The organism is Polaribacter glomeratus (assembly GCF_002954665.1).
GTDB lineage: Bacteria > Bacteroidota > Bacteroidia > Flavobacteriales > Flavobacteriaceae > Polaribacter > Polaribacter glomeratus.
The window spans coordinates 1,613,858-1,636,205 of sequence record NZ_MSCM01000002.1; the positions used below are offsets into that span (position 1 = coordinate 1,613,858).

The window sequence follows — 22,348 nt, forward strand, 5'->3', positions numbered from 1 at the left end:
ATAAAAGTAATATTTTGATTGTAGGTATTTACACCGCTTTTTCTAATGCAATGTAATGAGTGGTGTCTTTACTGAATAATGGAAAAATTTTAATCTCACATTTATACGGAGTTTTATTTTTTCTATAATTGATAACTGTACCAGCAAAAGGCTTGTTTTCTTTAATTTTTTCTCGAATAGTTTCTCGAGTAATTTCACAGGTTTTTGAACCTTGTAAAAATGAAGGTGTTTTTTTAATAGCGTAGTTTTTATGAAAGCCTGTCATTTTTTTAAAGCCATCATTTACCCAAATAATTTCTTGCTTTTTGTTAGTAAGAACGATAGCCTCAAAATCTTCATTTTTAAAAATTTGGTCTAAACTTTCATTCCAATTGTATTTAGAGGCAAATTCTTTTACTGTATTTATATCATTCTCTCTATTTAATTTGCTCATTGCCGTTGAAAAATTATCAGCAAATAGGCCAAAATTTAATAATGGATATTTTGTTGATTCAGAAGTGATGAGTTCATGCTCTATAGCCTTGTAATTTTTTTTACTAAGAGAGTCTAGAAACAAATCTAGACACATCATATTTGATAATTTATTTTTCATAGCGCACTGTAATTTTAGCTTCAGTTGGCTAAACTATAAAAAAATTAGTACATAAAAATGTTAAATGATTATTTACAAGTATATAAGCATGGTTTTTCTTGAATTTTGTGGGTAAAATCATCTAATTTAATTAAAACTAACCGCTAAAGATTCAAAGAGGTTATTAGAATTGTTTTTTTTTGATGAATATACTTTTTGTAATTATTACTTAAAATTTACGCTAACTACTCTATTCATTAACAATTATAATTATTGCAAGTGCAATTTTTACAAGTATAATTTTGGCAATCATTATTTAAACATTCTACGCAAGTGCAAGTACAGTGATTTTTGTTTTTCATGATATTTGTTTTTAAAATTTATTTAGTAATAATGAGTCACCAGAAAAGAGGCGTTAAACTAAAAATATTTTTGCAATTCTTTTCTAATAGGAATTTGTTTTATTGGCGAAATATTAGAACCTCCAGTATTTCCTTTTGGAACCCAGATTAATGTAAATAAAACAGAGGCAATAATTCGTGTAACTTGTCCAATTATTTCTTTGCTATTTCTTGATTTTATCCCAAAAATAAGCATCCAATAATGACTTATTGTGTGCCTAATAATATGTTTTTGACCCAGCACATGTGCGTTTTCTAAATGATAAAAAGAGGTTTTAAAATCACTCTCCTTTAAAGCTGTTTTTCCGAGCTTTAATTGATGATTAAACTCATTTTTTAAAAGATGATTATCCATTTTATTTTTTATAATTGACAGTAATTACGATAATTAGATGTAGAATTAAAATGTTTTTATTTCGATTTTTCTCCCACAAAATGATCTGCTTTTAGCTTAAACAGCACATTAAAAGTAGTTAAACTTCCGTAAATTCTGGTGATGTATTGTTGCAAATCAATTTTATCTTGATCGTCTAATGTTTTGCTGGCGTTAATTTTCTGTTCCATAACTCTAATTCTGTCACGAACCAATACTATTTTATGAAAAAACTTATCAATAGGTATTTCTTTATCCGCTAAATTAGAATCGACAGACCTTAAAATTAAAGTTCCTTTTTTCCATTTATCGGCAATTGGAGAAATTTCTGTAACATCGCTCCATTTTTGTAAAATCTTTTTGAGAGATTTTTCAACCTCATAAAAACTAATGCTATCCACTTCATCTTCAACAGCTTCAATTATTTCAAAATCGCTATCAATATCTATAGTTTCTAATCCGTCTTTTATAAAAGTTACCCAATAATGTTTGCTAGTAACGTTTGTTACAACTCCTAATCCAAATTCTGTGTGGTTTATTCTTGAGCCAATTCCTAATATATTCATGTAATTCTGTTTTTGTTTTAAAGGTAAGAAATCTATTTATAAAATTAAATTATTAATATTTCTGTAATTGGTTTGCAGTTTTTAAATAAGAAATAGTACCAAGAAGGTGCATTTTAAAATTACCTTAATGTACTTAATAAATTAATCTTTTACTTTTTTTAATGGAGAATTAAGCCAATAATTATTTTCTAACTTTAAAGGAGTAATCTTAGATTGTGATAGCGGTAAATTTTTATTTATAAAGTTTTTTTGAACGGGTGCTTTTTTATTTTCAAATACTTCCTGCACAAAAAACTCTCTATATTGATTCATTTTAACACTCGCCCTTTTGTCTATTTCAAAACTATTTTGATCTGTAATATTTGAAATATCAAAAGAGAAAAAAGCACCATAATTAGGATTCTCTTTTTCGTTTTCGAAATTTATTTCCTTTAAAGATTCCTCATCAATCTTAACAGTTAGTATGCTATCGCTCCCTTCAAAAGGACTAACAGATATTACTTTTAATTTTACACCTTTATAATAAATTTTAAAATTTCTTCTAAAAGGCTCTAAAGAATTGAGAGCTATTTGTCTGTTGAAATAAATATTAAAACTATTATTTTTAAGGTTGAATAAAGTTTTATCAATTTTAAAATAATTACCATTTTTTGCTTCAAAAAAATTATTAAACGTAATATAATTCAAATACATTTTATCTTTCTTTTTGCTGTATTCTATGGTAATAGCGAATTGAGGGTTTTTATTTTTTATGTAATATAGATTGTAATTTAACTTATAAATTGCAAAATTACCTTTAGCGATATAAATAGTTCCGTATGCAGCATAATCATAGCTTGTTCTTTCTTTTTTAGAAGTAAAAGAAATTTTATACAACGGTGTCTTGTCCAAAAAAACCACTTCTTCTACTTTAAAATTATGGTTGTTAATAAAATTTTTATTTAAGTTATTTACAAATGAGAAAGACATTTTATCGTAATTTCTAATAGCGTTTGTTAGGTTTAAAATGTTTAATTCATTGCCGCCTAAAGGGCTTATGTAAACACTCTCGGAAAACTTTTTGCTTTTATTGTCATAAGGCACTGTTAAAGTAGAATCTTCTATAAAGTTTTTGTTAACCCTGTAATTATAGAGCAATGATTGATTTTTTTCTTCTTTTAATTTATCGGAATCAAACCCGTTGTCAAAAGATTCTATAATAGCTTCATGCACATTTAAGTATTCTACTGGTTCGTTAGATTTTATTAGTTTTTGATAAACACTGTCAACCGGTTGTTGGTAATCTCTATAATAACCAATATAGGAATATGCTTCTGTAGGATAATTTTCTAAAATATTTTTAATTGCTTTTCTAACTATTTCTTTCGCGAGTAATCTTCTTTTTTTTCTCTTTTTAGAACTTTTAACAATCACTTCATTTAATAGATCAGTAGAAGGTGTTAAATATAAAATATGAACACCATCTTTTTTAACATCAGCTAATTTAAACTCTTTAGAATAGTAGCCAATAGATGATATTTTTATAATTCCTGTTTGTAAATAATATGCAGGAATTTCGAAATAGCCATTAAAATCTGCATGAGTTCCTCTGTTTAAATTTTTTAACATTACGGTGGCATACACAACTGGTTTTGCAGAGATTTGATCGATAATCTTAAATCTTATTTTACCATCGATTTGTTGCGCAAATAAAGTGACACTCCAACTTGAAATTAGTAAAATGTATACTAGTATTTTTTTCAAAAAGAATAATTTTGTGTGTCAATCAAAAATATTGAATTTAATACTAAATGAGCCTTAAATTCAGTATTATATTGCTAATTAAACGGTTCAGTTTGTTCGATAAATTATAAAAATATTATCTGTATGAGGCACAATGAATTTTTTATAAAAATCGTTTCTCACACTATTGTTTCCTTAATTAGTTTACAACATTTTAAATACTTTACAAGAAATATTTTTTTATTAAAACTCAATATTAGAAAACAGTGACGCTATTAATTTAAAATTTTTAGTTGAACCAATCTTGCATTTTTAGCGAAATCTTTTGATGCATTTGGATATCATTTTAGTTTCGAAATTAAATGTAATAAAAAAATCCTTTCTAGTTTTTAAACCAAAAAGGATTGTCTCAAAATTAGATATCTATTAATAGTTTTGCTTCTGCTTATGTAATGTTTTCGTTATTTAACAAACGGATACCTTCCAAAAGCGTTATCGCTTCTCTGGAAATTTTAAACGTAATTTTTTAATATCTCAATCTATACAAATAGATCCCGCTAAAAAGCTGGATAACCGATTCGCACACTTTTACGAAAAACTAAAAAGTGTTTCTCTGCTTACATATTTCTCCTATATTGTCCGCCAACTTTAAACAACGCTTCTGTAATTTGCCCTAAAGAACAAACTTTGGTTGCTTCCATTAACTTATCAAATAAATTTTCATTCTGAATTGCAGCTTCTTGTAAAATTGCAATTTGTGCTTCAACATTTTGAATATTTGCTTTATTTAGTTGTTCTTTTGTTTTAATCTGATATTGCTTTTCCTCTTCCGTTGCTCTAATAACTTCTGCTGGTTGCACAGTTGGCGATCCTTTAGAACTTAAAAAAGTATTTACGCCAATAATCGGGAATTCACCATTGTGTTTCAAGGTTTCATAATACATACTTTCTTCCTGAATTTTAGAACGCTGATACATCGTTTCCATCGCGCCTAAAACACCACCTCTTTCTGTAATTCTATCGAATTCTAATAAAACGGCTTCTTCAACTAAATCGGTTAATTCTTCTATAATAAAAGCACCTTGAATTGGATTTTCATTTTTTGTCAACCCTAATTCCTTGTTGATAATCAGCTGAATAGCCATTGCTCTTCTTACAGATTCTTCTGTTGGCGTTGTAATTGCCTCATCATACGCATTTGTGTGTAAAGAATTGCAATTATCGTTAATTGCGTACAATGCTTGCAGCGTAGTTCTAATATCATTAAAGTCTATTTCTTGCGCGTGTAAAGAGCGTCCAGAAGTTTGAATGTGATATTTTAACATTTGTGCACGTTCATTTGCACCATATTTATTCTTCATCGCTTTTGCCCAAATCTTACGGGCAACTCTACCAATTACGGCATATTCAGGATCGATTCCGTTAGAGAAAAAGAAAGATAAATTAGGGCCAAATTTATTAATATCCATTCCGCGTGATAAATAATATTCCACGTATGTAAATCCGTTAGATAGTGTTAATGCTAATTGAGTAATAGGATTTGCGCCTGCTTCTGCAATATGATACCCAGAAATAGAAACCGAATAAAAGTTTCTAACTTGTTTTTCGATAAAATATTCTTGCACATCCCCCATTAAACGCAACGCAAATTCCGTAGAAAAAATACAGGTATTTTGTGCTTGATCTTCTTTTAAAATATCCGCTTGTACCGTTCCTCTAACTTGCGCTAACGTGTCTTTTTTTATTTGCTGATAAACGTCTTGCGGTAAAACTAAATCTCCTGTTAAGCCTAAAAGCATCAAACCTAACCCATTATTTCCTTCTGGTAAACTTCCTTGATATAAAGGTCTTTCTACACCTTTTGAATCATAAATTTCTTTAAATTTTGCTTCAACTTGTTTTTCTAATTTGTTTTCTTTGATGTATTTCTCACAATTTTGATCAATCGCTGCATTCATAAAAAAACCTAACAACATTGGTGCTGGGCCATTTATAGTCATAGAAACCGATGTCATATGATGCGTTAAATCAAAACCAGAATACAGTTTTTTAGCATCATCTAAACAACAAATAGAAACTCCTGCATTTCCAATTTTCCCATAAATATCAGGTCTATGGCCAGGGTCATTACCATATAAAGTTACAGAATCAAACGCCGTCGATAAACGTTTTGCATCCATTCCTAAACTCACATAATGAAATCTTCTGTTGGTTCTTTCTGGTCCGCCTTCACCAGCAAACATTCGTGTTGGGTCTTCTCCTGTTCTTTTAAACGGATACAAACCTGCTGTGTATGGGAATTCTCCTGGAACATTTTCTTGTAAGTTCCAACGTAATAAATCTCCCCAAGCTTCGTATTTAGGTAAACTTATTTTAGGTATTTGTGAGTGGGATAACGATTCTGAATGCGTTTCAATATTAATTTCTTTATCACGAACTTTAAATGTGTAAATTGGATCTTTATATTTCTGAACCTTGTCATGCCAATTTAAAATAACTTCCCAATTATAAGGATCAAAATTCATTTTTATTTTCTCGAACTGAGCCAATAAAAGTTTTACAAATTCAATGTCATCTTTATCTATTTCTGCGGATAAAATTTCATCAGCATCCAAACCTATTTTCGTAAGAAGCGGTTGTGTTGTTTCACTGATAATTACCGAAAGAATCGTTTGATAAATTCCGTATAATTTTTGAGCAACGACAACTTGTTCCGTAACTTTTTTGTCATAAGCTCTGTTGTTTTCTGCAATTTCTGATAAATAACGAACTCTTGCTGGCGGAATTACAAATATCTTTTCAGACATTTCTTTGGTAATTTCCATGGTTGATTTTAAATCAGTACCCGTTTTTTCAACCAATTTGTCCATAATACTTTTATACAAAGTATTCATTCCTGGATCATTAAATTGTGATGCAATTGTACCATAAACGGGCAAATCATCTTGATGAATATGCCACAAATTATTGTTGCGCATGTATTGCTTTTTCACATCTCTAACCGCGTCTAAAGCACCTCTTTTATCAAATTTATTAATCGCAACCAAATCAGCAAAATCAAGCATATCAATCTTTTCTAATTGCGTTGCTGCACCAAATTCTGGCGTCATTACATATAAAGAAGTATCAGAATGTTCTATAATTTCGGTATCGGATTGTCCAATTCCAGAAGTTTCTAAAATAATTAAATCGAATTCTGCCGCTTTTAAAACCTGAATGGCTTCATTTACATATTTTGACAATGCTAAATTAGATTGTCGTGTTGCCAAAGAACGCATGTAAACTTTAGGGTTATTAATGGCGTTCATTCTAATTCGATCTCCTAAAAGTGCGCCACCCGTTTTTCTTTTTGATGGATCAACAGAAATTAATCCGATGGTTTTTTTTGGAAAATCGATTAAAAAGCGTCTAACTAATTCATCCACTAAAGACGATTTTCCTGCACCACCAGTTCCTGTGATTCCTAAAACCGGAGTAGATGCTCTTGTTGATTTCTCTAGAGGAGAGAAAAGTTTATCGAATTCTTCATGCTGATTTTCTGCAAAAGAGATTAACCTAGCAATTGTATTGATGCTTTTTTCTTTTAAAGAATCAGTGATTTTTTTACCGTTTGGAAGTATTAATGCCGGACTTGGAAAATCTGATTGCTGCACCAAATCATTAATCATTCCTTGCAAACCAAGGGCACGACCATCATCCGGAGAATAAATTCTGGTAATTCCGTACTCCATTAAATCTTTAATTTCTTCAGGCAGAATTACACCACCACCACCAGCAAAAATCTTGATATGTCCGGCTCCTCTTTCTTGCAATAGGTCGTACATATATTTAAAATACTCATTATGACCGCCTTGATAAGAAGTCATTGCAATGGCATTTACATCTTCTTGAATGGCGCAATTAACAACTTCTTCAACACTTCTATCATGTCCTAGGTGAATGACTTCAACGCCTGTGGATTGAATAATTCTACGCATAATATTAATGGCAGCATCATGACCATCAAAAAGTGAGGCAGCAGTTACAATTCGTACTTTATGTTGAGGCTTATAAGGTGTAATTTGTTCCATTCGTAATAAATGTTATGTTTTAGGCTTGCAATTTACGAAAATCTTAAAAAATACTGCAAATCTTTATCGTTTTTAAAATCTGATTTCTAAAAAAGAAATATATTTGTTTAACAATACTTAAAAACGAACGTTTTATGACTTTCAAAGAACAAATTAAGCAAGGAATTCCGGCTATTTTACCCTCAAAAAAAGCCTATGATATTTCTATAAATCACGCACCAAAAAGAAAAGAAATATTATCTGCGGATGAAAAAAAACTAGCCTTAAGAAATGCGTTACGTTATTTTGATGCAAAACATCATGCCGAATTATTGCCAGAATTTGTTGATGAGTTAGAGAAATATGGTCGAATTTATATGTACAGATTTAGACCCGATTATAAAATGCAGGCAAGAGATATTGCAGAGTATCCGGGTAAATCAGAACAAGCAAAGGCAATTATGTTAATGATTCAGAATAATTTGGACTACGCAGTTGCACAACATCCGCATGAATTAATTACCTACGGAGGTAACGGCGCTGTTTTTCAAAACTGGGCACAGTACTTAGTTACAATGAGGTATTTATCAGAAATGACTAATAAACAGACGTTAACAATGTATTCTGGACATCCAATGGGGTTGTTTCCATCCAACAAAAATGCGCCAAGAGTTGTGGTTACTAACGGAATGGTAATTCCTAATTACTCAAAACCAGATGATTGGGAAAAAATGAATGCGTTGGGAGTTTCTCAATACGGACAAATGACTGCAGGAAGTTATATGTATATCGGCCCACAAGGAATTGTTCACGGAACAACAATTACGGTTTTAAACGCATTTCGAAAAATAAATAAAGAACCAAAAGGAAATTTATTTGTTACTTCTGGATTGGGCGGAATGTCTGGTGCACAGCCAAAAGCAGGAAATATTGCAGGTTGTATTACCGTTTGTGCAGAGGTAAATGCAAAAATTACACAAGTACGATTAGATCAAGGTTGGATTGACGAAAAAATTACAGATTTAGATAAATTAGTCGCGAGAGTAAAATTGGCTAAGTCAACTAAAGAAAGGGTTTCAATAGCATATTTAGGAAATATAGTTGAGGTTTGGGAAAAGTTTGATACCGAAAATGTGCATGTAGATTTAGGTTCAGATCAAACATCATTGCACAATCCTTGGGCTGGAGGTTATTATCCAACGGATATTTCTTTTGAAGATGCAAATATAATGATGGCTGAACATCCGAAGAAATTTAAAGAAAAAATTCAGGAAACGCTACGAAGACATGCAAACGCCATTAATAAACATACAGCAAAAGGAACTTATTTTTTCGATTACGGAAATGCATTCTTATTAGAGGCAAGTAGAGCAGGAGCAGATGTAATGGCAGAAAACAAAATTGATTTTAAATATTCTAGTTATGTGCAAGACATTATGGGGCCAATGTGTTTTGACTACGGATTTGGGCCTTTTAGATGGGTTTGTGCATCGGGTAAACCAGAAGATTTGGCGAAGACAGATAAAATTGCTTGTGAAGTTTTAGAGGAGATAAAGCAACATTCGCCCGAAGAAATTCAGCAACAGATGGCAGATAATATTCAATGGATAAAAGGCGCACAAGAAAATAAATTGGTCGTTGGTTCTCAAGCAAGAATTTTATATGCGGATGCAGAAGGAAGAGTTAAAATTGCAAAAGCGTTTAATAAAGCTATCAAAAAAGGAGAAATCGGAGCAGTGGTTTTAGGCAGAGATCATCATGATGTTTCTGGTACAGATTCCCCTTATAGAGAAACCTCTAATATTTACGATGGTTCTAAATTTACAGCAGATATGGCGATCCAGAATGTAATTGGCGATAGTTTTAGAGGTGCAACTTGGGTTTCTATACATAACGGTGGTGGCGTTGGTTGGGGAGAAGTAATAAATGGTGGATTTGGCATGCTTCTTGATGGTTCTAAAGTAGCGTCAAAACGTTTAGAATCAATGCTTTTTTGGGATGTAAACAACGGAATTTCAAGAAGAAGTTGGGCAAGAAATAAAGAGGCTGTTTTTGCAATTAAAAGAGCAATGAAATCTGAAAAAAACTTGCAAGTAACACTACCTAATATGGTTGACGATAAACTTATAGATTCAATAAATTAAAATAATTAATCATGAAAAATTTAGTTCTCTTTTTATTTAGTGTTGTTTTATTATCCTCATGTAACGCTGTAAAAGTAGTTACAGATTATGATTCAAATGCAAACTTTGATAGCTTTAAAACCTTTGCTTTTTACAAACCAGGAATTGACAAAGCAGCTATTTCCGACTTGGACAAGAAACGTGTTTTAAGAGCAATAGAATCAGAATTAGTAGCAAAAGGATTTATGAAATCTGAAAATCCGGATATGTTGGTTAGTTTTTTTACAAAATCTAGGGAACGTGTAAACGTAAATCAAAATAATAATATGGGTTTTGGCTGGGGCTGGGGCATGGGTTGGAATCCTTGGATGATGAACGGAATGAATAATAACGTAAATGTTTCTCAATATACAGAAGGCACCTTATTTGTTGATTTTATTGATCCAAAAAAGAAAGAATTATTTTGGCAAGGAATTGGAACAGGAGCTTTGAAAATAGAAGATAGAGATAAAAAAGAAGCTAGAATTAAAGAATTTGTTAAAGAAATTATTTCTAGATTTCCACCAGAAGGAAAAAAATAATTTATAATTTATAAGCATAAAAAAACTCCGATATTATATTAATTTCGGAGTTTTCTGTTTTTATTATTTTAAAAATCTAGCTAATATTTGCTGATTTTACAGTTTTTATAATTCTACCTGCAATCTTATATGGATCACCATTAGATGCTGGTCTTCTATCTTCCAACCAACCTTTCCAGCCTTTTTGAACTGCAATAATTGGAATCCTAATTGAAGCTCCTCTATCAGAAACACCCCAAGAAAAATCATGAATAGAAGCAGTTTCATGTAAACCAGTTAAACGTTGATCGTTAAACTCGCCATACACAGCAATATGCTCTTTTACAACTGGTCTAAAAGCTTCACAGATTTTAGCATATGTATCTTTATCTCCACACGTTCTTAAAACTGAATTAGAGAAGTTTGCGTGCATACCAGAACCATTCCAGTCCATATCTCTACCTAAAGGTTTTGGATGGTATTCTATATAATATCCGTGTTTTTCTGTTAATCTGTCTAATAAATAACGTGCAACCCAGATTTCATCACCTGCTTTCTTAGCGCCTTTTGCGAACAATTGAAATTCCCACTGTCCAGAAGCAACTTCTTGATTGATACCTTCAAAGTTTAAACCTGCATCAATACATAAGTCAGCATGTTCTTCAACTAAAAGTCTACCATGTGTATTTTTACCACCTACAGAACAATAATACATTCCTTGCGGTGCAGGATAGCCACCAATAGGGAAACCTAAAGGCAATTGAGTTTTGGTATCCATAATAAAATACTCCTGCTCAAAACCAAACCAGAAATCGTCATCATCATCGTCTATAGTAGCTCTACCATTTGAAACGTGATCTGTTCCATCTGCATTTAGAACTTCTGTCATTACTAAATAACCATTTATTCTTGCTGGGTCTGGATATATTGCCACCGGTTTAAGTAAACAATCAGAAGCACCGCCTGAAGCTTGTTTTGTAGACGATCCGTCAAAAGACCACATTCCTAGTTCTTCTACTGTTCCTTGAAAATTTTCGTGTTCTTCTACTTTGGTTTTACTTCTCATGTTCTGAGTTGGAAAATATCCGTCTAACCAAATGTATTCTAATTTAATTTTTGCCATAGTAAATATTATAAATGTGATGTTAACAGTGCAAAAATGAAATATTTAACTAAGATATCAAAAAAAATAGGGGTAAAATTTTTAAAATCATCTAAAAATAATTTTATCCCTAATTTTTATAGGGTATATTTGTTTAAAGAATAAAATATACTAGATAAAAATCATATTATGTCAACAGTTAGATTTGCCGCATTACAAGAAACATTAAACAGAAGCACGATAAAAGTGGTTGAAAACGAAAAAAGATCGGTTTTATTCGGTAAAAATGTTTTTAACAAATATGCTATGCAACAGTATCTTACAAGAGCTGCTTACGAAAGTGTGATGAATGCGATTGAAAAAGGAACTAAAATTGATAGAAAAATTGCAGATCAAGTTGCAGTTAGTATGAAAGATTGGGCAATCTCTAAAGGTGCTACACATTATACACATTGGTTTCAGCCATTAACAGGTGCAACTGCAGAAAAACATGATGCTTTTTTTGAGTCTATTAACGGTAGTTTAGCCATGGAAAAATTTGACGGCGAACAATTAGTGCAGCAAGAACCAGATGCTTCAAGTTTTCCAAATGGCGGAATTAGAAACACTTTTGAAGCAAGAGGTTTTACGGCTTGGGATCCAACATCGCCCGCATTTATTTATGAAACTACTTTGTGTATTCCAACAATTTTTGTGGCGTATACGGGTGAAGCTTTAGATAATAAAACCCCTTTGTTAAGAGCGTTGCAAGCTGTGGATACGCACGCAACTGCAATTTGTAAATATTTTGATAAAAATGCATCCAAAGTATATGCAACTTTAGGCTGGGAGCAAGAATATTTTTTAATTGATGATGCACTTGCTTTGTCTAGACCAGATATTTTGTTAACAGGTAGAACATTGTTAGGGCATTCTTCTGCAAAAGGCCAACAATTAGACGACCATTACTTTGGAAGTATCCCTGCAAGAGCGATGAATTTTATGCAAGATTTAGAGCAAGAATGTATGTTATTAGGTATTCCTTTAAAAACAAGGCATAATGAAGTTGCTCCTAATCAATTTGAATTAGCACCTATTTATGAAGAAGCAAATTTGGCGGTAGATCATAATTCTTTACTGATGGATGTAATGCAAAAAGTTTCTAGACGCCACAGATTTAAAGTGTTATTTCACGAAAAACCATTTGCAGGAATCAATGGTTCTGGTAAACACAATAATTGGTCTTTATCAACAGATGATGGAGTTAATTTATTGAGTCCTGGAAAAACACCAATGAAAAATTTACAATTTTTAACTTTTTTTATAAACACGATTAAGGCAGTTTATGAATACGAAGAATTGTTAAGAGCTTCAGTTGCATCCGAAAGTAATGATCAAAGATTAGGTTCAAATGAAGCGCCACCATCAATTATATCTGTGTTTATTGGTAGTCAATTATCCGAAGTTTTAGACGAATTAGAAAACGTAACAAAAGGAAAATTATCACCCCAAGAAAAAACCGATTTAAAACTGAATATTATTGGTAAAATTCCTGAAATATTATTAGACAACACAGACAAAAATAGAACGTCACCTTTTGCTTTTACCGGTAATAAATTTGAGTTTAGAGCTGTAGGTTCTTGGACAAACTGTGCAAAACCAATGACCGTTTTAAATACAATTGTTGCTAAACAACTAAAAGAATTTAAAAAAGAGGTAGATGAATTAATCGATGCTAAAAATTTAAAAAAGGACGAAGCTATTTTTAATGTGTTAAGAGAATATATTAAGGAGTCTAAAAAAATTCGGTTTGAAGGTGATGGCTACAGTGAATCTTGGGAAAAAGAAGCAAAAAAACGTGGTTTAAGTAATAATAAAACGACTCCGGAAGCTCTAAAAGTAAAAATTTCTAAAAAAGCAATTGCTCTTTTTGAGGAAATGGAGGTGATGAATAAGGTAGAGTTAGAGGCTCGGTTTGAAATTGATATTGAAGAATATACCAAACGTGTGCAAATAGAAAGTAGAGTTTTGGGCGATATTGCTAGAAATCATATTATACCTACCGCAATTATTTATCAAAATACATTATTAGAAAATACTAAAAATTTAAAAGAAATTTTTGGTGAAGAATATAAAAATATTGCAAAAGAACAAATAGAATTAATTATGATCATCTCCAATCATATCACAGAAATTAATGCGCTAAGTGTTAAGATGATCGATGAACGTAGAAAAGCAAATAAACATTTGGCATTAAAATCTGCAGAAATGTATTGTAATAATGTTAAACCGTTTTTTGAGCAAATACGATACCATTGCGATAAACTAGAAACGATGGTTGATGATAATTTGTGGCCACTTACTAAATATAGAGAATTGTTGTTTACCAGGTAGATAGTAGTGAATACTGAGCTTGTTTAAGTATGGGCGTTTTAACGGGCTTTACACTAAATCTTTTTTGTGAAAAACAAAAAAGGATACCGTTTCAATCCCTAACGCTAATGGTAAAAGTTAAAAGTAAGTTCTTTAAATTTATCAATACCTATAAAGATATGTAAGTTTTTTTAGCACGGAAACTTACTAATTCGGTAAAGAAAATCTAGATATTTATTAAATAGAGCATTAGTGTTCTGTTCAAAATAGGTTCGTTCTATAAATCCTTCTGAAATAAAGAGTTTTATAGCTTTTCTAAAAGAATACCTAATTTCTTAGAAGTGGTTTTAAGATGATAAAAAAGAGAATCCTTCTTTTGATTTGCCGCCGTTTGTTAGTTGGTTTCAGTTAAGTATTGGTTCTTGAGTCTTGAGTCTTGAGTCTTGAAGCGGAAGCGGTCTTGTCTCTATTATCGAACAATAATGTAAATAAATGTAACTCGTTTACCTCTAAATATTCATATAGATTTCTATCGCTTTTTTTTAATCAAAAGACTAAATTTGCCAAACAACACAACAACATGAGTCAAGAAGTTTCTAAAAGATACGCACAACGAGGTGTATCTGCATCCAAAGAAGATGTGCACAATGCCATTAAAAATATAGATAAAGGATTATTTCCGAAAGCATTCTGTAAAATTGTACCAGATTATTTAACCAATGATGAAGATTATTGTTTAATAATGCACGCAGATGGTGCAGGTACAAAATCTTCTTTAGCCTATATGTATTGGAAAGAAACGGGTGATATTTCTGTTTGGAAAGGCATTGCGCAAGATGCTCTTATAATGAATATTGACGATTTATTGTGTGTTGGTGCTACAGATAATATTATGTTATCTTCTACTATCGGACGAAATAAAAGTAAAATTCCTGGTGAAGTTTTATCAGCAATTATAAACGGAACAGAAGAACTTATTACCGACTTGAAAAAATTTGGAGTAACGATTCATTCAACCGGAGGCGAAACTGCAGATGTTGGTGATTTGGTTAGAACTATTATTGTAGATTCTACGGTAACTGCAAGAATGAAACGTTCTGAAGTTATTGATAATGCAAATATAAAAGTAGGCGATGTTATTGTTGGTTTAGAATCTTTTGGACAAGCTAGTTACGAAACTGAATATAATGGCGGAATGGGTTCTAACGGATTAACATCTGCAAGACATGATGTTTTTCATAAATATTTAGCAGAAAAATATCCAGAGAGTTACGATGCAGCAGTTCCTGAATATTTAGTATATTCTGGAAACACAAAATTGACCGATGTTGTAGAAAACTCACCAATTGACGCAGGTAAACTAGTGTTATCTCCAACAAGAACCTATGCGCCAATTATTAAAGAAATTTTGTCTAAATTTACTTCCAAAGAAGTTCACGGAATGATTCATTGTTCTGGCGGTGCACAAACAAAAATTTTACATTTTATAGATAATTTACACATCGTAAAAGATAATATGTTTCCAATTCCGCCTTTATTTAAACTAATACAAGAACAATCAAAAACTGATTGGAAAGAAATGTATCAAGTTTTTAACTGCGGACACAGAATGGAAATTTATGTTTCTCAAGAAATAGCAAAAGACATTATCGCTATTTCTAAATCTTTTAATGTGGATGCTAAAATAGTTGGCCGTGTTAAGGAATTTAATGCTGATGAAAATCAGAAGCAAACAAAAAAACTTACGATTAAAAGTGAGTTTGGTATATTTGATTACTAATTTTTTTTAAAAAATGGAGATAATAAAAACGATTAAATTTAAAAGTTTTACCAATATTTAATTAAAATAGAGATGTTTTTAAATATGGATTACAAAGACTAAATAAAAAAGCATATTCATATAGTTGTACTTAGCGAGTTATTTTAAATCTTTTTACAAACCCTCTTTGGTTTCTGAATTAAATTTTGAACAAATGAAGAAAGATAAAATTATTAAACAGCAACTGCGTTTGCAAGACTTATTAATAAGCATTTCTACAAAGTATATCAATGCAGATTTATCAAATATTGATAAATTGGTCACAAAATCTTTAAAAAAAGTAGGAGAGTTTGTTGCAGCCGATAGAAGTTATATCTTTTCTTACGAATTTGTAAATAACACCACTAGTAATACGTATGAATGGTGTGCTAAAGGTATAGATGCAGAAATAGATAATTTACAAAATATACCTGTTGATTACATTACGCAATGGCTAGATGCTCATAAAAATGGTAAAGCTTTTTATGTAGAAGATGTTAGTCTATTGCCTAATGATGGCGAGTTTGGTTTGCGTGCAATTATAGAGCCGCAAGGAATTAAAAGTTTGATGACTATACCAATGATCAAAAACAATGTATTAATTGGTTTCATTGGTTTTGATTCTGTTAACGAAACCCACAAGTACTCTGAAAGCGAAAAAAATATACTTTTTGTTTTTGCAAATATGCTTGTAAATGTCATTCAAAGAAAAGAAAATGAAGAATTATTAAAAGCGCAAGAGCAAAAAAAAGAAGAATTATTAAAAGATTTATCACTTCAAAATGAAGAATTAAATGAATATGCTCACGTAGTTTCTCATGATTTAAAAGCACCGTTAATAAATATTCACACAATTGTAAACTGGTTTATAGATGATAACAAAGACGCCTTAGGCGAAAGTTTTTTTAATCCTCTAAATGAAGTCTTATTTAATGTAGAGAGAATGAGTTTTTTAATAAAGGGAATTTTAGATTATTCAACAATTGATAGATTAGAATCTGACGAGAGACAAATTGATTTAAATATAATTATTCAAGAGGTTTTAAAAACTATTTTAGTTCCTGCTACTATTAAAATTACTGTTCAAGAAAACTTACCAAGTTTGCATGGAAATGCGTGGAGGTTTAGACAAGTTTTTCAAAATTTAATTCAGAATGCTGTTAAATATAGTGATAAAGAAGAAGGAACAATTGAAATAGGAGTAATAGAAAAAAAGGAGCATTTTGAGTTTTTTGTAAAAGACAACGGAATAGGGATTCATTCCGATTACTTCGAAAAGATATTTAAAGTGTTTACAAAATTAGAAAGCATTAGTTCTTCCTCAGGAATAGGCCTTTCTATTGTTAAAAAAATTGTTACGTATTATAAAGGTTCTATTTGGTTAGAGAGTAAAGAAGGGTTGGGAACTACGTTTTATTTTACATTGCCAAAAGAATAATTTACTTTTCTGTTATTTAAATTTATATAAGAACAATCTAAAATAGATTGGTAAAAAATGTGTCAAGTTTTTAATTGTGAACATAGAATGGAAATTTATGTTTCTCGAGAAACAGCATAATACATTATTGCAATCTCAAAATCGTATAATTTAGATGCTAAAATTTGTAGGTAGAGTTGAAGAGTCACAAGTCAAAAAACTAACAGTAACAAGCAAGTTTGGTGTTTTTGAGTATTAATTTACTTTCTTAAAAACAAAATAAATTTTAAAATAATCCGCAGAAACAGTGGCTTTTAACTAGTAGTTTTCTAGAAAAGTATTTTATTTAGGAATATCAATAAATTTTAGCAGCAAAAGTATTTATAGTTTGTAGCACCATGGTGTTGATATATTTCATTTTTACTTTATTTATTTTTATGTAAATTTTCTCTAGCTTCTTTTAGCATTTGTAAACCTTCGTCTCGTTTTACGGTTTGTTCATTAATTATAGAATCATTTATTCTTTTTTCTTCTTCTTTATATTTAGCAATTCGAGCTTCTTTTTGATGTTGTAATATTTTTTCACCTTGTATACGCAGTTCTTGCTGCTGTTGTGCTTTAATTTCTTCTTTTTGATATTTTTTAAAAAGTTTTACACCTGTTAAACCTAGTATTACTAGGATGATGCTAATTATGGTGCCATTTTTTTTCGTAGTGTTTTTTATTTAAAATAGTTTATTTCCATAGTTATTTCTGTGTCCAGATATTTTCTACCGTCAATATAAATAAATCTTTTTTCTTGAATAGGATTATTGTTTTTATCATACCTAAAATGGTATTCTATGTCAAGGTTATTATTGGTTGCTCTTTTAACTATGCTTGTATTCTTTTTGTATTCTATTTTATATTGTTGTTTTTCTTTATGAACGTTAAATGTTTCAAATTCTATAACTTTATCTTCTTCGTCATAAGTAAAAATTCCATCGTATTCATTTGTTTCAAATGGAATTTCATTCAAATTGTTTTCTTTAATGTTAATTAAATAGTCTGACAAATCATTTAGTACTATTTCATAACTATTAGAAGTTTTTCTGAATACAATTAATAAGTTCTTGCCGCTAGTGTTATAGCGTGTTTTATCAACAAATAAAACCATGGCATTTTGATCATATTCTATTGTTAATTTAGATTCTATTCTGTTGTTTTCATTATATTTTGCTTCACTAAAACTTGTCATAAAATAATCATTAGATACAAGATAAGATTCATTTACTTCATCTTCATCCATTTCTACAAGAACTTCCTTTTGGTATGTAATTATTTCTATTAATTTATTGTTCTTATAGTTATAATGAATACTGTCTGTAAAACCAATAAAATTAGTTTTTTCTAATGTTTTTATTGTTTTAGAAACTAGTTTTCCTTTTTTAAATGTATAGCAAATATTAGCATGATTAATTATGGTATCATTTTTAATAATTTGTTTTCTTTCTGAATTTAAATAATCAACATTCATTTCATCAAACTCTACACCACTTGTATATGTAATTACTTCATTATTTTTGTTTAAGGTATATTGATAATTTTCTGTAATTTTTTTAAGCCTTTTAGGGTTTATATGACTTATGTGTTTTTTATGAACCTCTTTAACATTCCCATTTAAAAATATGGGATTATCCATTTTTTCTTTCTGAAAAACAGAAATAAGTTGAGCTTCTGGAGCTTCTATTTTAGGAATTGCAATTTGTTTATTTTGAGAATAGGTAACATTTACAAACGCAATAAGCAAGAATAGAGTTGTGGTTGCTTTTTTAACTGTCATAGTTTGTTTTTAAACTTCTCTTTTTAGTTATAATTTATTTCAAAATTGTAACATTACTTTTTTTGTTTTTTACCTTTTATGTAAGTTTCAGTTCTAATTAGAGTACCATCATCTTTATAGATATTAACAGTTCCATTTCCATTGCTCAATGTTCCTTTTTTAAGTGGTTTACCATTAATATCTAATTGCACTCTTATATCCATAAGCTTATCTTGATTCCAAAATTTCACTATTATAATTTTTCCATTTTCATAGTAGTTATTCCAAAGTCCAGTTAGTTTTCCTTCCTTGTAGTTTCCACGATATGTAAGTTGGCCATTTTGATAGTATGATTTCCATTCTCCAGTTTCTTTTCCGTTTTCATAGTTTCCAATTTCCGCTAATTCCCCACTATCGTAGTAGTATTTCCAAAAACCTGTTTCTTTTCCGTCTTTATAGTTTCCTATAGCTGATAGTTGGCCATTTTCATGGTACCATTTTGCTTCTCCATTTATTTCTCCGTTTTCATAGTTTTTAATATATTTTAGTTGTTCATTTGTATAGTAGGTTTTCCAAAGTCCTGATTTTTTTCCGTTTTCATAGATTCCAATTTCCTTTAGTTTTCCATTTTTATGATACTCTTTTTTTTCACCATTAGCTTTTCCGTTTTCATAGTTAACAAACATGTATATTTTTCCATTACGATACCATTTTTGTACTCCTGTATTTATACCATCTTCATAGTTTGAAGTATAAAGTAACTCCCCACTTTTAAGATACGATTTCCAAAGACCTGTTTTATTTCCGTTTTCATAGATTCCAACTCCATCTAGTGTTCCATTTTGGCGATACTTTTTCCATTCACCAGTTTCTTTTCCGTCTTTATAGATTCCTATATCCGATAGTTGTCCATTTTCGTAGTAGTATTTCCATTCACCAGTTTTATTGACGTTTTCAAAATTTCCAATTTTCTTTAGTTGTCCATTCTCATAATACTCTTTATGTTGTTGAGTTATGTTTTTATTTAAAAAACCGTCACCTTCATCATCTTCAATTAGGTATTGTTTAAAAGCTTGGGCATATATACCTAACGGTTTTATAATTTTATCATTTGCATATTTATTAAAAGCTTCAAGTCGCTGGTCCTCTGTAAGGCTTATTAAGTTTGGAGTGTTTTTTAAGAAAGAAAAGGTTAAGGCACTATAGAAAACATCAATCTTATCTTCTTGGTCTCCTTCTAAAAACGCTTCTTGTTGCATAATCCATTTTAATTCTAGGCTATTAAAATCTCCTGGATTATAAGATAATTCTTCAAACATATAATGCTTTTTATCTTCTGGAATTTTCAGAAAAATACCATGCATGATATCATAATGACACAAAATAGTTTTACAGTTTTTTCTTTCAATAATTTTTTTAATATTATCAAATTCATACAAAGGATGAGACTTACCTGTCTTTTCAAACTGCTCTTCTAATATGGTTTTAGATAAATTTTTTAAGTCTACATCTTCAATATTTCTTACGATCTCTCCTTTAATGGGTTGTTTATTAATAGAGTTCATCCATAAAAAAATGGGTTTAGATAAATCGTAATTATTGCCTAATTCAACTCTTGCTTCTTTTGCTGTGAATTTTATAGAAACCATATAGTTATTGTGTAGTTCAATTACATTTGTTCTTTGTTCCCAAGAACCTTCTGGTGATGGTGTAAAAAAAGTGTCATCTAAATTTTTTGTAAGCGTACTGTTTTCTGGATACACATAAATGAATAATATGGCGTTTAATTTTTCAGCTTTAGCCATAGCGTTATCTATACTACCATTAAACCAATCTATCTTTTTATTTTGACAAAATAATAGACTTGTTGTGCTTAAAAATAATAGAGTAATTAAGTTTTTCATAAATTGTATTTCTAGGATTTATTTTTTATTTGCATGTTATTTCAATAAATTTAGCATTTTCATAATCATATTTTAAACATTTTTCTTCAATCATAACCATTTGATTATTAATAATTTTATAGGTTGTATGTATTTCGTTTCTTCCTTCACAACATTCATCTTTACCAAAAACAAGTTTTAAATTACTGTCAAATTCTAACGAAGTACCTTTAAAACCACTTACGGTATATTTATTTGAATTAGATTCTTTTAGCATATAAATACTTGACGTATTTGAAACATGAACGGATATAGATGCTAACACAGAAAAATCTTCTAGACCATTAAAATTATAATCTCCAATAGCCACATTATCTATCGCTAATAATTGACAATCTAATTCTATGGTTTGTAATAATTGATCAGTTTTTTTTTCAAATATTTTTACGCCTGTTATGCTACCATGAGCTAGACCTTTTTTTTTATCAATTATAGTTTTAAAATAATGGTTTCTTGTAGAATTAGACTGAAGTACTTCTCTGGACGTCCATTCAAAATCTGAACCATAATTTATGTCAAAGTCTTTTTTTAATGAAATTTCATAGGTTTTTGTTGAGTCTATACTAATCCATTTGCCTTCAATTTTTTGTCTACTTTCTTTAAACTTATCAAAAATTAAAGTAGCTATGTTTTTTCCTTTTATGTCTTTTTCTAAAAACGTTAAGGTTTCATTTTTAAGATTTCCAGTAATTTTTATTGGAGTATCAAAATTATTATCAGTATAATAAGCGTACGTGTTACCATCATTATAATGATACATAATTAAAGTAATAGGGTTCTTATTTAAATAACCAGAATAGCTAGATTGACATTTTGCTTCAATTGAAGTTAGCATTAAAAATATATAAAGTAGTAATCTCATTTTATTATTGAGCTTAAAAGTTTATCTTTTTAAAGATATTGATTATCAAAAATTAACTTTATTATAATTAGAATTCTGTGAATTATCTTCCAAAAAAAAGTGTCATTTATTTAAGTTTCCCTAAATACTTATAGTTTGCAACTAAATATTTTATTTCTTCAAGCGCTTTTTCTCTTTTCTCAGAATTATAAACTGTTGTACTTATATCATTTTTATATCTTCTTTTACCAATCCAGTTTTCTCCAGGTGCTTTAATGTCCATAAGGTAACCATTAGAATTTAAATCAAAATGTAGTTTATCACCATCTGTATAAATTTAATTTACATCTTTTATATGTGTAATTACCTCATAGTTAATGCTATAGTAGGTTTTTCCGCCAGAAATAGTTTTATCTTTTTTATATTGAGTTTTATAGTAAATTAAACCACTATTAACATTTATCATGAATTTACAAGATATATTATCAGTGCCACTAGCCCCAAAAGCATTGCAATAACTGTTTAAACTAATAACTGCATTTACTTGTTTCTGGGATATATCAAAAGAAGAGGTTTGAGAAAAGGAAATGAAGTTTATTGAAATTAGAAGACTTAAGATCAGCTTTTATAACATGATTTTGGGTTATATGTAAAATTAAAATAATTTTCACCATTAAAAAATACCTACTATTAGGTATTTTTTAGATTTTTTAACATGGATTTTTTTTT

At 29.9% G+C, this 22,348-nt stretch carries 16 protein-coding genes and 1 pseudogene; 6 read left to right on the plus strand and 11 right to left on the minus strand.

Annotated elements, in window-relative coordinates; genetic code table 11:
- Positions 1 to 28: 28 nt before the first annotated feature.
- The 5 genes from BTO16_RS17165 to BTO16_RS17185 form a co-directional block, all read right to left on the minus strand.
- Positions 29 to 592, minus strand: coding sequence for a PAS domain-containing protein (locus BTO16_RS17165; protein WP_105022861.1), 564 nt, complete (start codon positions 590 to 592; stop codon positions 29 to 31).
- 399 nt (positions 593 to 991) lie between these two features.
- Positions 992 to 1,327, minus strand: a complete 336-nt coding sequence (locus tag BTO16_RS17170; RefSeq protein WP_105022862.1) for a DUF3703 domain-containing protein — start codon at positions 1,325 to 1,327, stop codon at positions 992 to 994.
- A 56-nt stretch (positions 1,328 to 1,383) separates the two neighbouring features.
- On the minus strand, positions 1,384 to 1,911 hold the full coding sequence (locus tag BTO16_RS17175; protein WP_105022863.1) for a hypothetical protein: 528 nt from the start codon (positions 1,909 to 1,911) through the stop codon (positions 1,384 to 1,386).
- Positions 1,912 to 2,052: 141 nt separating this feature from the next.
- A complete protein-coding gene (locus tag BTO16_RS17180; RefSeq protein ID WP_105022864.1) occupies positions 2,053 to 3,654 on the minus strand; it encodes a carboxypeptidase-like regulatory domain-containing protein in 1,602 nt (533 codons plus the stop codon).
- Positions 3,655 to 4,250: 596 nt separating this feature from the next.
- Positions 4,251 to 7,703 carry a methylmalonyl-CoA mutase family protein gene (locus BTO16_RS17185; protein WP_105022865.1) on the minus strand — a complete coding sequence of 1,151 codons (3,453 nt, stop codon included), beginning with the start codon at positions 7,701 to 7,703 and terminating at the stop codon, positions 4,251 to 4,253.
- Positions 7,704 to 7,837: 134 nt separating this feature from the next.
- On the opposite strand from BTO16_RS17185, the gene BTO16_RS17190 reads away from it, so the two are divergent.
- Together BTO16_RS17190 and BTO16_RS17195 are read left to right on the plus strand one after the other, a co-directional pair.
- Entirely contained in the window at positions 7,838 to 9,826 is a 1,989-nt protein-coding gene (locus BTO16_RS17190) for a urocanate hydratase (protein WP_105022866.1), read from the plus strand.
- Positions 9,827 to 9,837: 11 nt separating this feature from the next.
- Positions 9,838 to 10,386, plus strand: a complete 549-nt coding sequence (locus tag BTO16_RS17195) for a DUF4136 domain-containing protein (RefSeq protein ID WP_105022867.1) — start codon at positions 9,838 to 9,840, stop codon at positions 10,384 to 10,386.
- A 76-nt stretch (positions 10,387 to 10,462) separates the two neighbouring features.
- On the opposite strand, the gene BTO16_RS17200 is transcribed toward BTO16_RS17195, so the two are convergent.
- Positions 10,463 to 11,488: a glutamine synthetase beta-grasp domain-containing protein gene (locus BTO16_RS17200; protein WP_105022868.1), complete on the minus strand. Its 1,026-nt coding sequence runs from the start codon at positions 11,486 to 11,488 to the stop codon at positions 10,463 to 10,465.
- A 168-nt stretch (positions 11,489 to 11,656) separates the two neighbouring features.
- On the opposite strand from BTO16_RS17200, the gene BTO16_RS17205 reads away from it, so the two are divergent.
- The 4 genes and pseudogenes from BTO16_RS17205 to BTO16_RS17910 all read left to right on the plus strand — a co-directional run.
- Positions 11,657 to 13,840 (plus strand): glutamine synthetase III family protein, encoded by a 2,184-nt coding sequence (locus tag BTO16_RS17205; RefSeq protein ID WP_105022869.1) that lies wholly within the window; start codon positions 11,657 to 11,659, stop codon positions 13,838 to 13,840.
- A gap of 559 nt (positions 13,841 to 14,399) precedes the next feature.
- Positions 14,400 to 15,599 carry an AIR synthase related protein gene (locus tag BTO16_RS17210; protein WP_105022870.1) on the plus strand — a complete coding sequence of 400 codons (1,200 nt, stop codon included), beginning with the start codon at positions 14,400 to 14,402 and terminating at the stop codon, positions 15,597 to 15,599.
- A 193-nt stretch (positions 15,600 to 15,792) separates the two neighbouring features.
- Positions 15,793 to 17,055, plus strand: coding sequence for a GAF domain-containing sensor histidine kinase (locus tag BTO16_RS17215; RefSeq protein ID WP_105022960.1), 1,263 nt, complete (start codon positions 15,793 to 15,795; stop codon positions 17,053 to 17,055).
- Positions 17,056 to 17,085: 30 nt separating this feature from the next.
- Positions 17,086 to 17,293, plus strand: a pseudogene (locus BTO16_RS17910) (phosphoribosylformylglycinamidine cyclo-ligase); the annotation flags it as partial.
- Between the two features lie 462 nt (positions 17,294 to 17,755).
- On the opposite strand, the gene BTO16_RS17220 reads toward BTO16_RS17910, so the two are convergent.
- The 5 genes from BTO16_RS17220 to BTO16_RS18000 form a co-directional block, all read right to left on the minus strand.
- A complete protein-coding gene (locus BTO16_RS17220) occupies positions 17,756 to 18,856 on the minus strand; it encodes a hypothetical protein (RefSeq protein WP_105022871.1) in 1,101 nt (366 codons plus the stop codon).
- 53 nt (positions 18,857 to 18,909) lie between these two features.
- Positions 18,910 to 20,739 (minus strand): toxin-antitoxin system YwqK family antitoxin, encoded by a 1,830-nt coding sequence (locus BTO16_RS17225; protein ID WP_105022872.1) that lies wholly within the window; start codon positions 20,737 to 20,739, stop codon positions 18,910 to 18,912.
- Positions 20,740 to 20,764: 25 nt separating this feature from the next.
- Positions 20,765 to 21,640: an XAC2610-related protein gene (locus tag BTO16_RS17230; RefSeq protein ID WP_146105425.1), complete on the minus strand. Its 876-nt coding sequence runs from the start codon at positions 21,638 to 21,640 to the stop codon at positions 20,765 to 20,767.
- Between the two features lie 106 nt (positions 21,641 to 21,746).
- Positions 21,747 to 21,902, minus strand: a complete 156-nt coding sequence (locus BTO16_RS17705) for a hypothetical protein (protein WP_170064485.1) — start codon at positions 21,900 to 21,902, stop codon at positions 21,747 to 21,749.
- Between the two features lie 54 nt (positions 21,903 to 21,956).
- The gene (locus BTO16_RS18000; RefSeq protein WP_262503075.1) at positions 21,957 to 22,085 is read right to left on the minus strand and encodes a hypothetical protein; all 129 of its coding nucleotides are present in this window, start codon (positions 22,083 to 22,085) and stop codon (positions 21,957 to 21,959) included.
- Positions 22,086 to 22,348 lie beyond the last annotated feature (263 nt).

Bases quoted from the DNA above. Each gene is read 5' to 3' on its own strand.
- BTO16_RS17165 (WP_105022861.1), bottom strand. From the start codon at position 592: ATGAAAAATAAATTATCAAATATGATGTGTCTAGATTTGTTTCTAGAC.
- BTO16_RS17170 (WP_105022862.1), bottom strand. From the start codon at position 1,327: ATGGATAATCATCTTTTAAAAAATGAGTTTAATCATCAATTAAAGCTC.
- BTO16_RS17175 (WP_105022863.1), bottom strand. From the start codon at position 1,911: ATGAATATATTAGGAATTGGCTCAAGAATAAACCACACAGAATTTGGA.
- BTO16_RS17185 (WP_105022865.1), bottom strand. From the start codon at position 7,703: ATGGAACAAATTACACCTTATAAGCCTCAACATAAAGTACGAATTGTA.
- BTO16_RS17190 (WP_105022866.1), top strand. From the start codon at position 7,838: ATGACTTTCAAAGAACAAATTAAGCAAGGAATTCCGGCTATTTTACCC.
- BTO16_RS17195 (WP_105022867.1), top strand. From the start codon at position 9,838: ATGAAAAATTTAGTTCTCTTTTTATTTAGTGTTGTTTTATTATCCTCA.
- BTO16_RS17200 (WP_105022868.1), bottom strand. From the start codon at position 11,488: ATGGCAAAAATTAAATTAGAATACATTTGGTTAGACGGATATTTTCCA.
- BTO16_RS17205 (WP_105022869.1), top strand. From the start codon at position 11,657: ATGTCAACAGTTAGATTTGCCGCATTACAAGAAACATTAAACAGAAGC.
- BTO16_RS17210 (WP_105022870.1), top strand. From the start codon at position 14,400: ATGAGTCAAGAAGTTTCTAAAAGATACGCACAACGAGGTGTATCTGCA.
- BTO16_RS17215 (WP_105022960.1), top strand. From the start codon at position 15,793: ATGAAGAAAGATAAAATTATTAAACAGCAACTGCGTTTGCAAGACTTA.
- BTO16_RS17220 (WP_105022871.1), bottom strand. From the start codon at position 18,856: ATGACAGTTAAAAAAGCAACCACAACTCTATTCTTGCTTATTGCGTTT.
- BTO16_RS17225 (WP_105022872.1), bottom strand. From the start codon at position 20,739: ATGAAAAACTTAATTACTCTATTATTTTTAAGCACAACAAGTCTATTA.
- BTO16_RS17230 (WP_146105425.1), bottom strand. From the start codon at position 21,640: ATGAGATTACTACTTTATATATTTTTAATGCTAACTTCAATTGAAGCA.
- BTO16_RS17705 (WP_170064485.1), bottom strand. From the start codon at position 21,902: ATGGACATTAAAGCACCTGGAGAAAACTGGATTGGTAAAAGAAGATAT.
- BTO16_RS18000 (WP_262503075.1), bottom strand. From the start codon at position 22,085: ATGATAAATGTTAATAGTGGTTTAATTTACTATAAAACTCAATATAAA.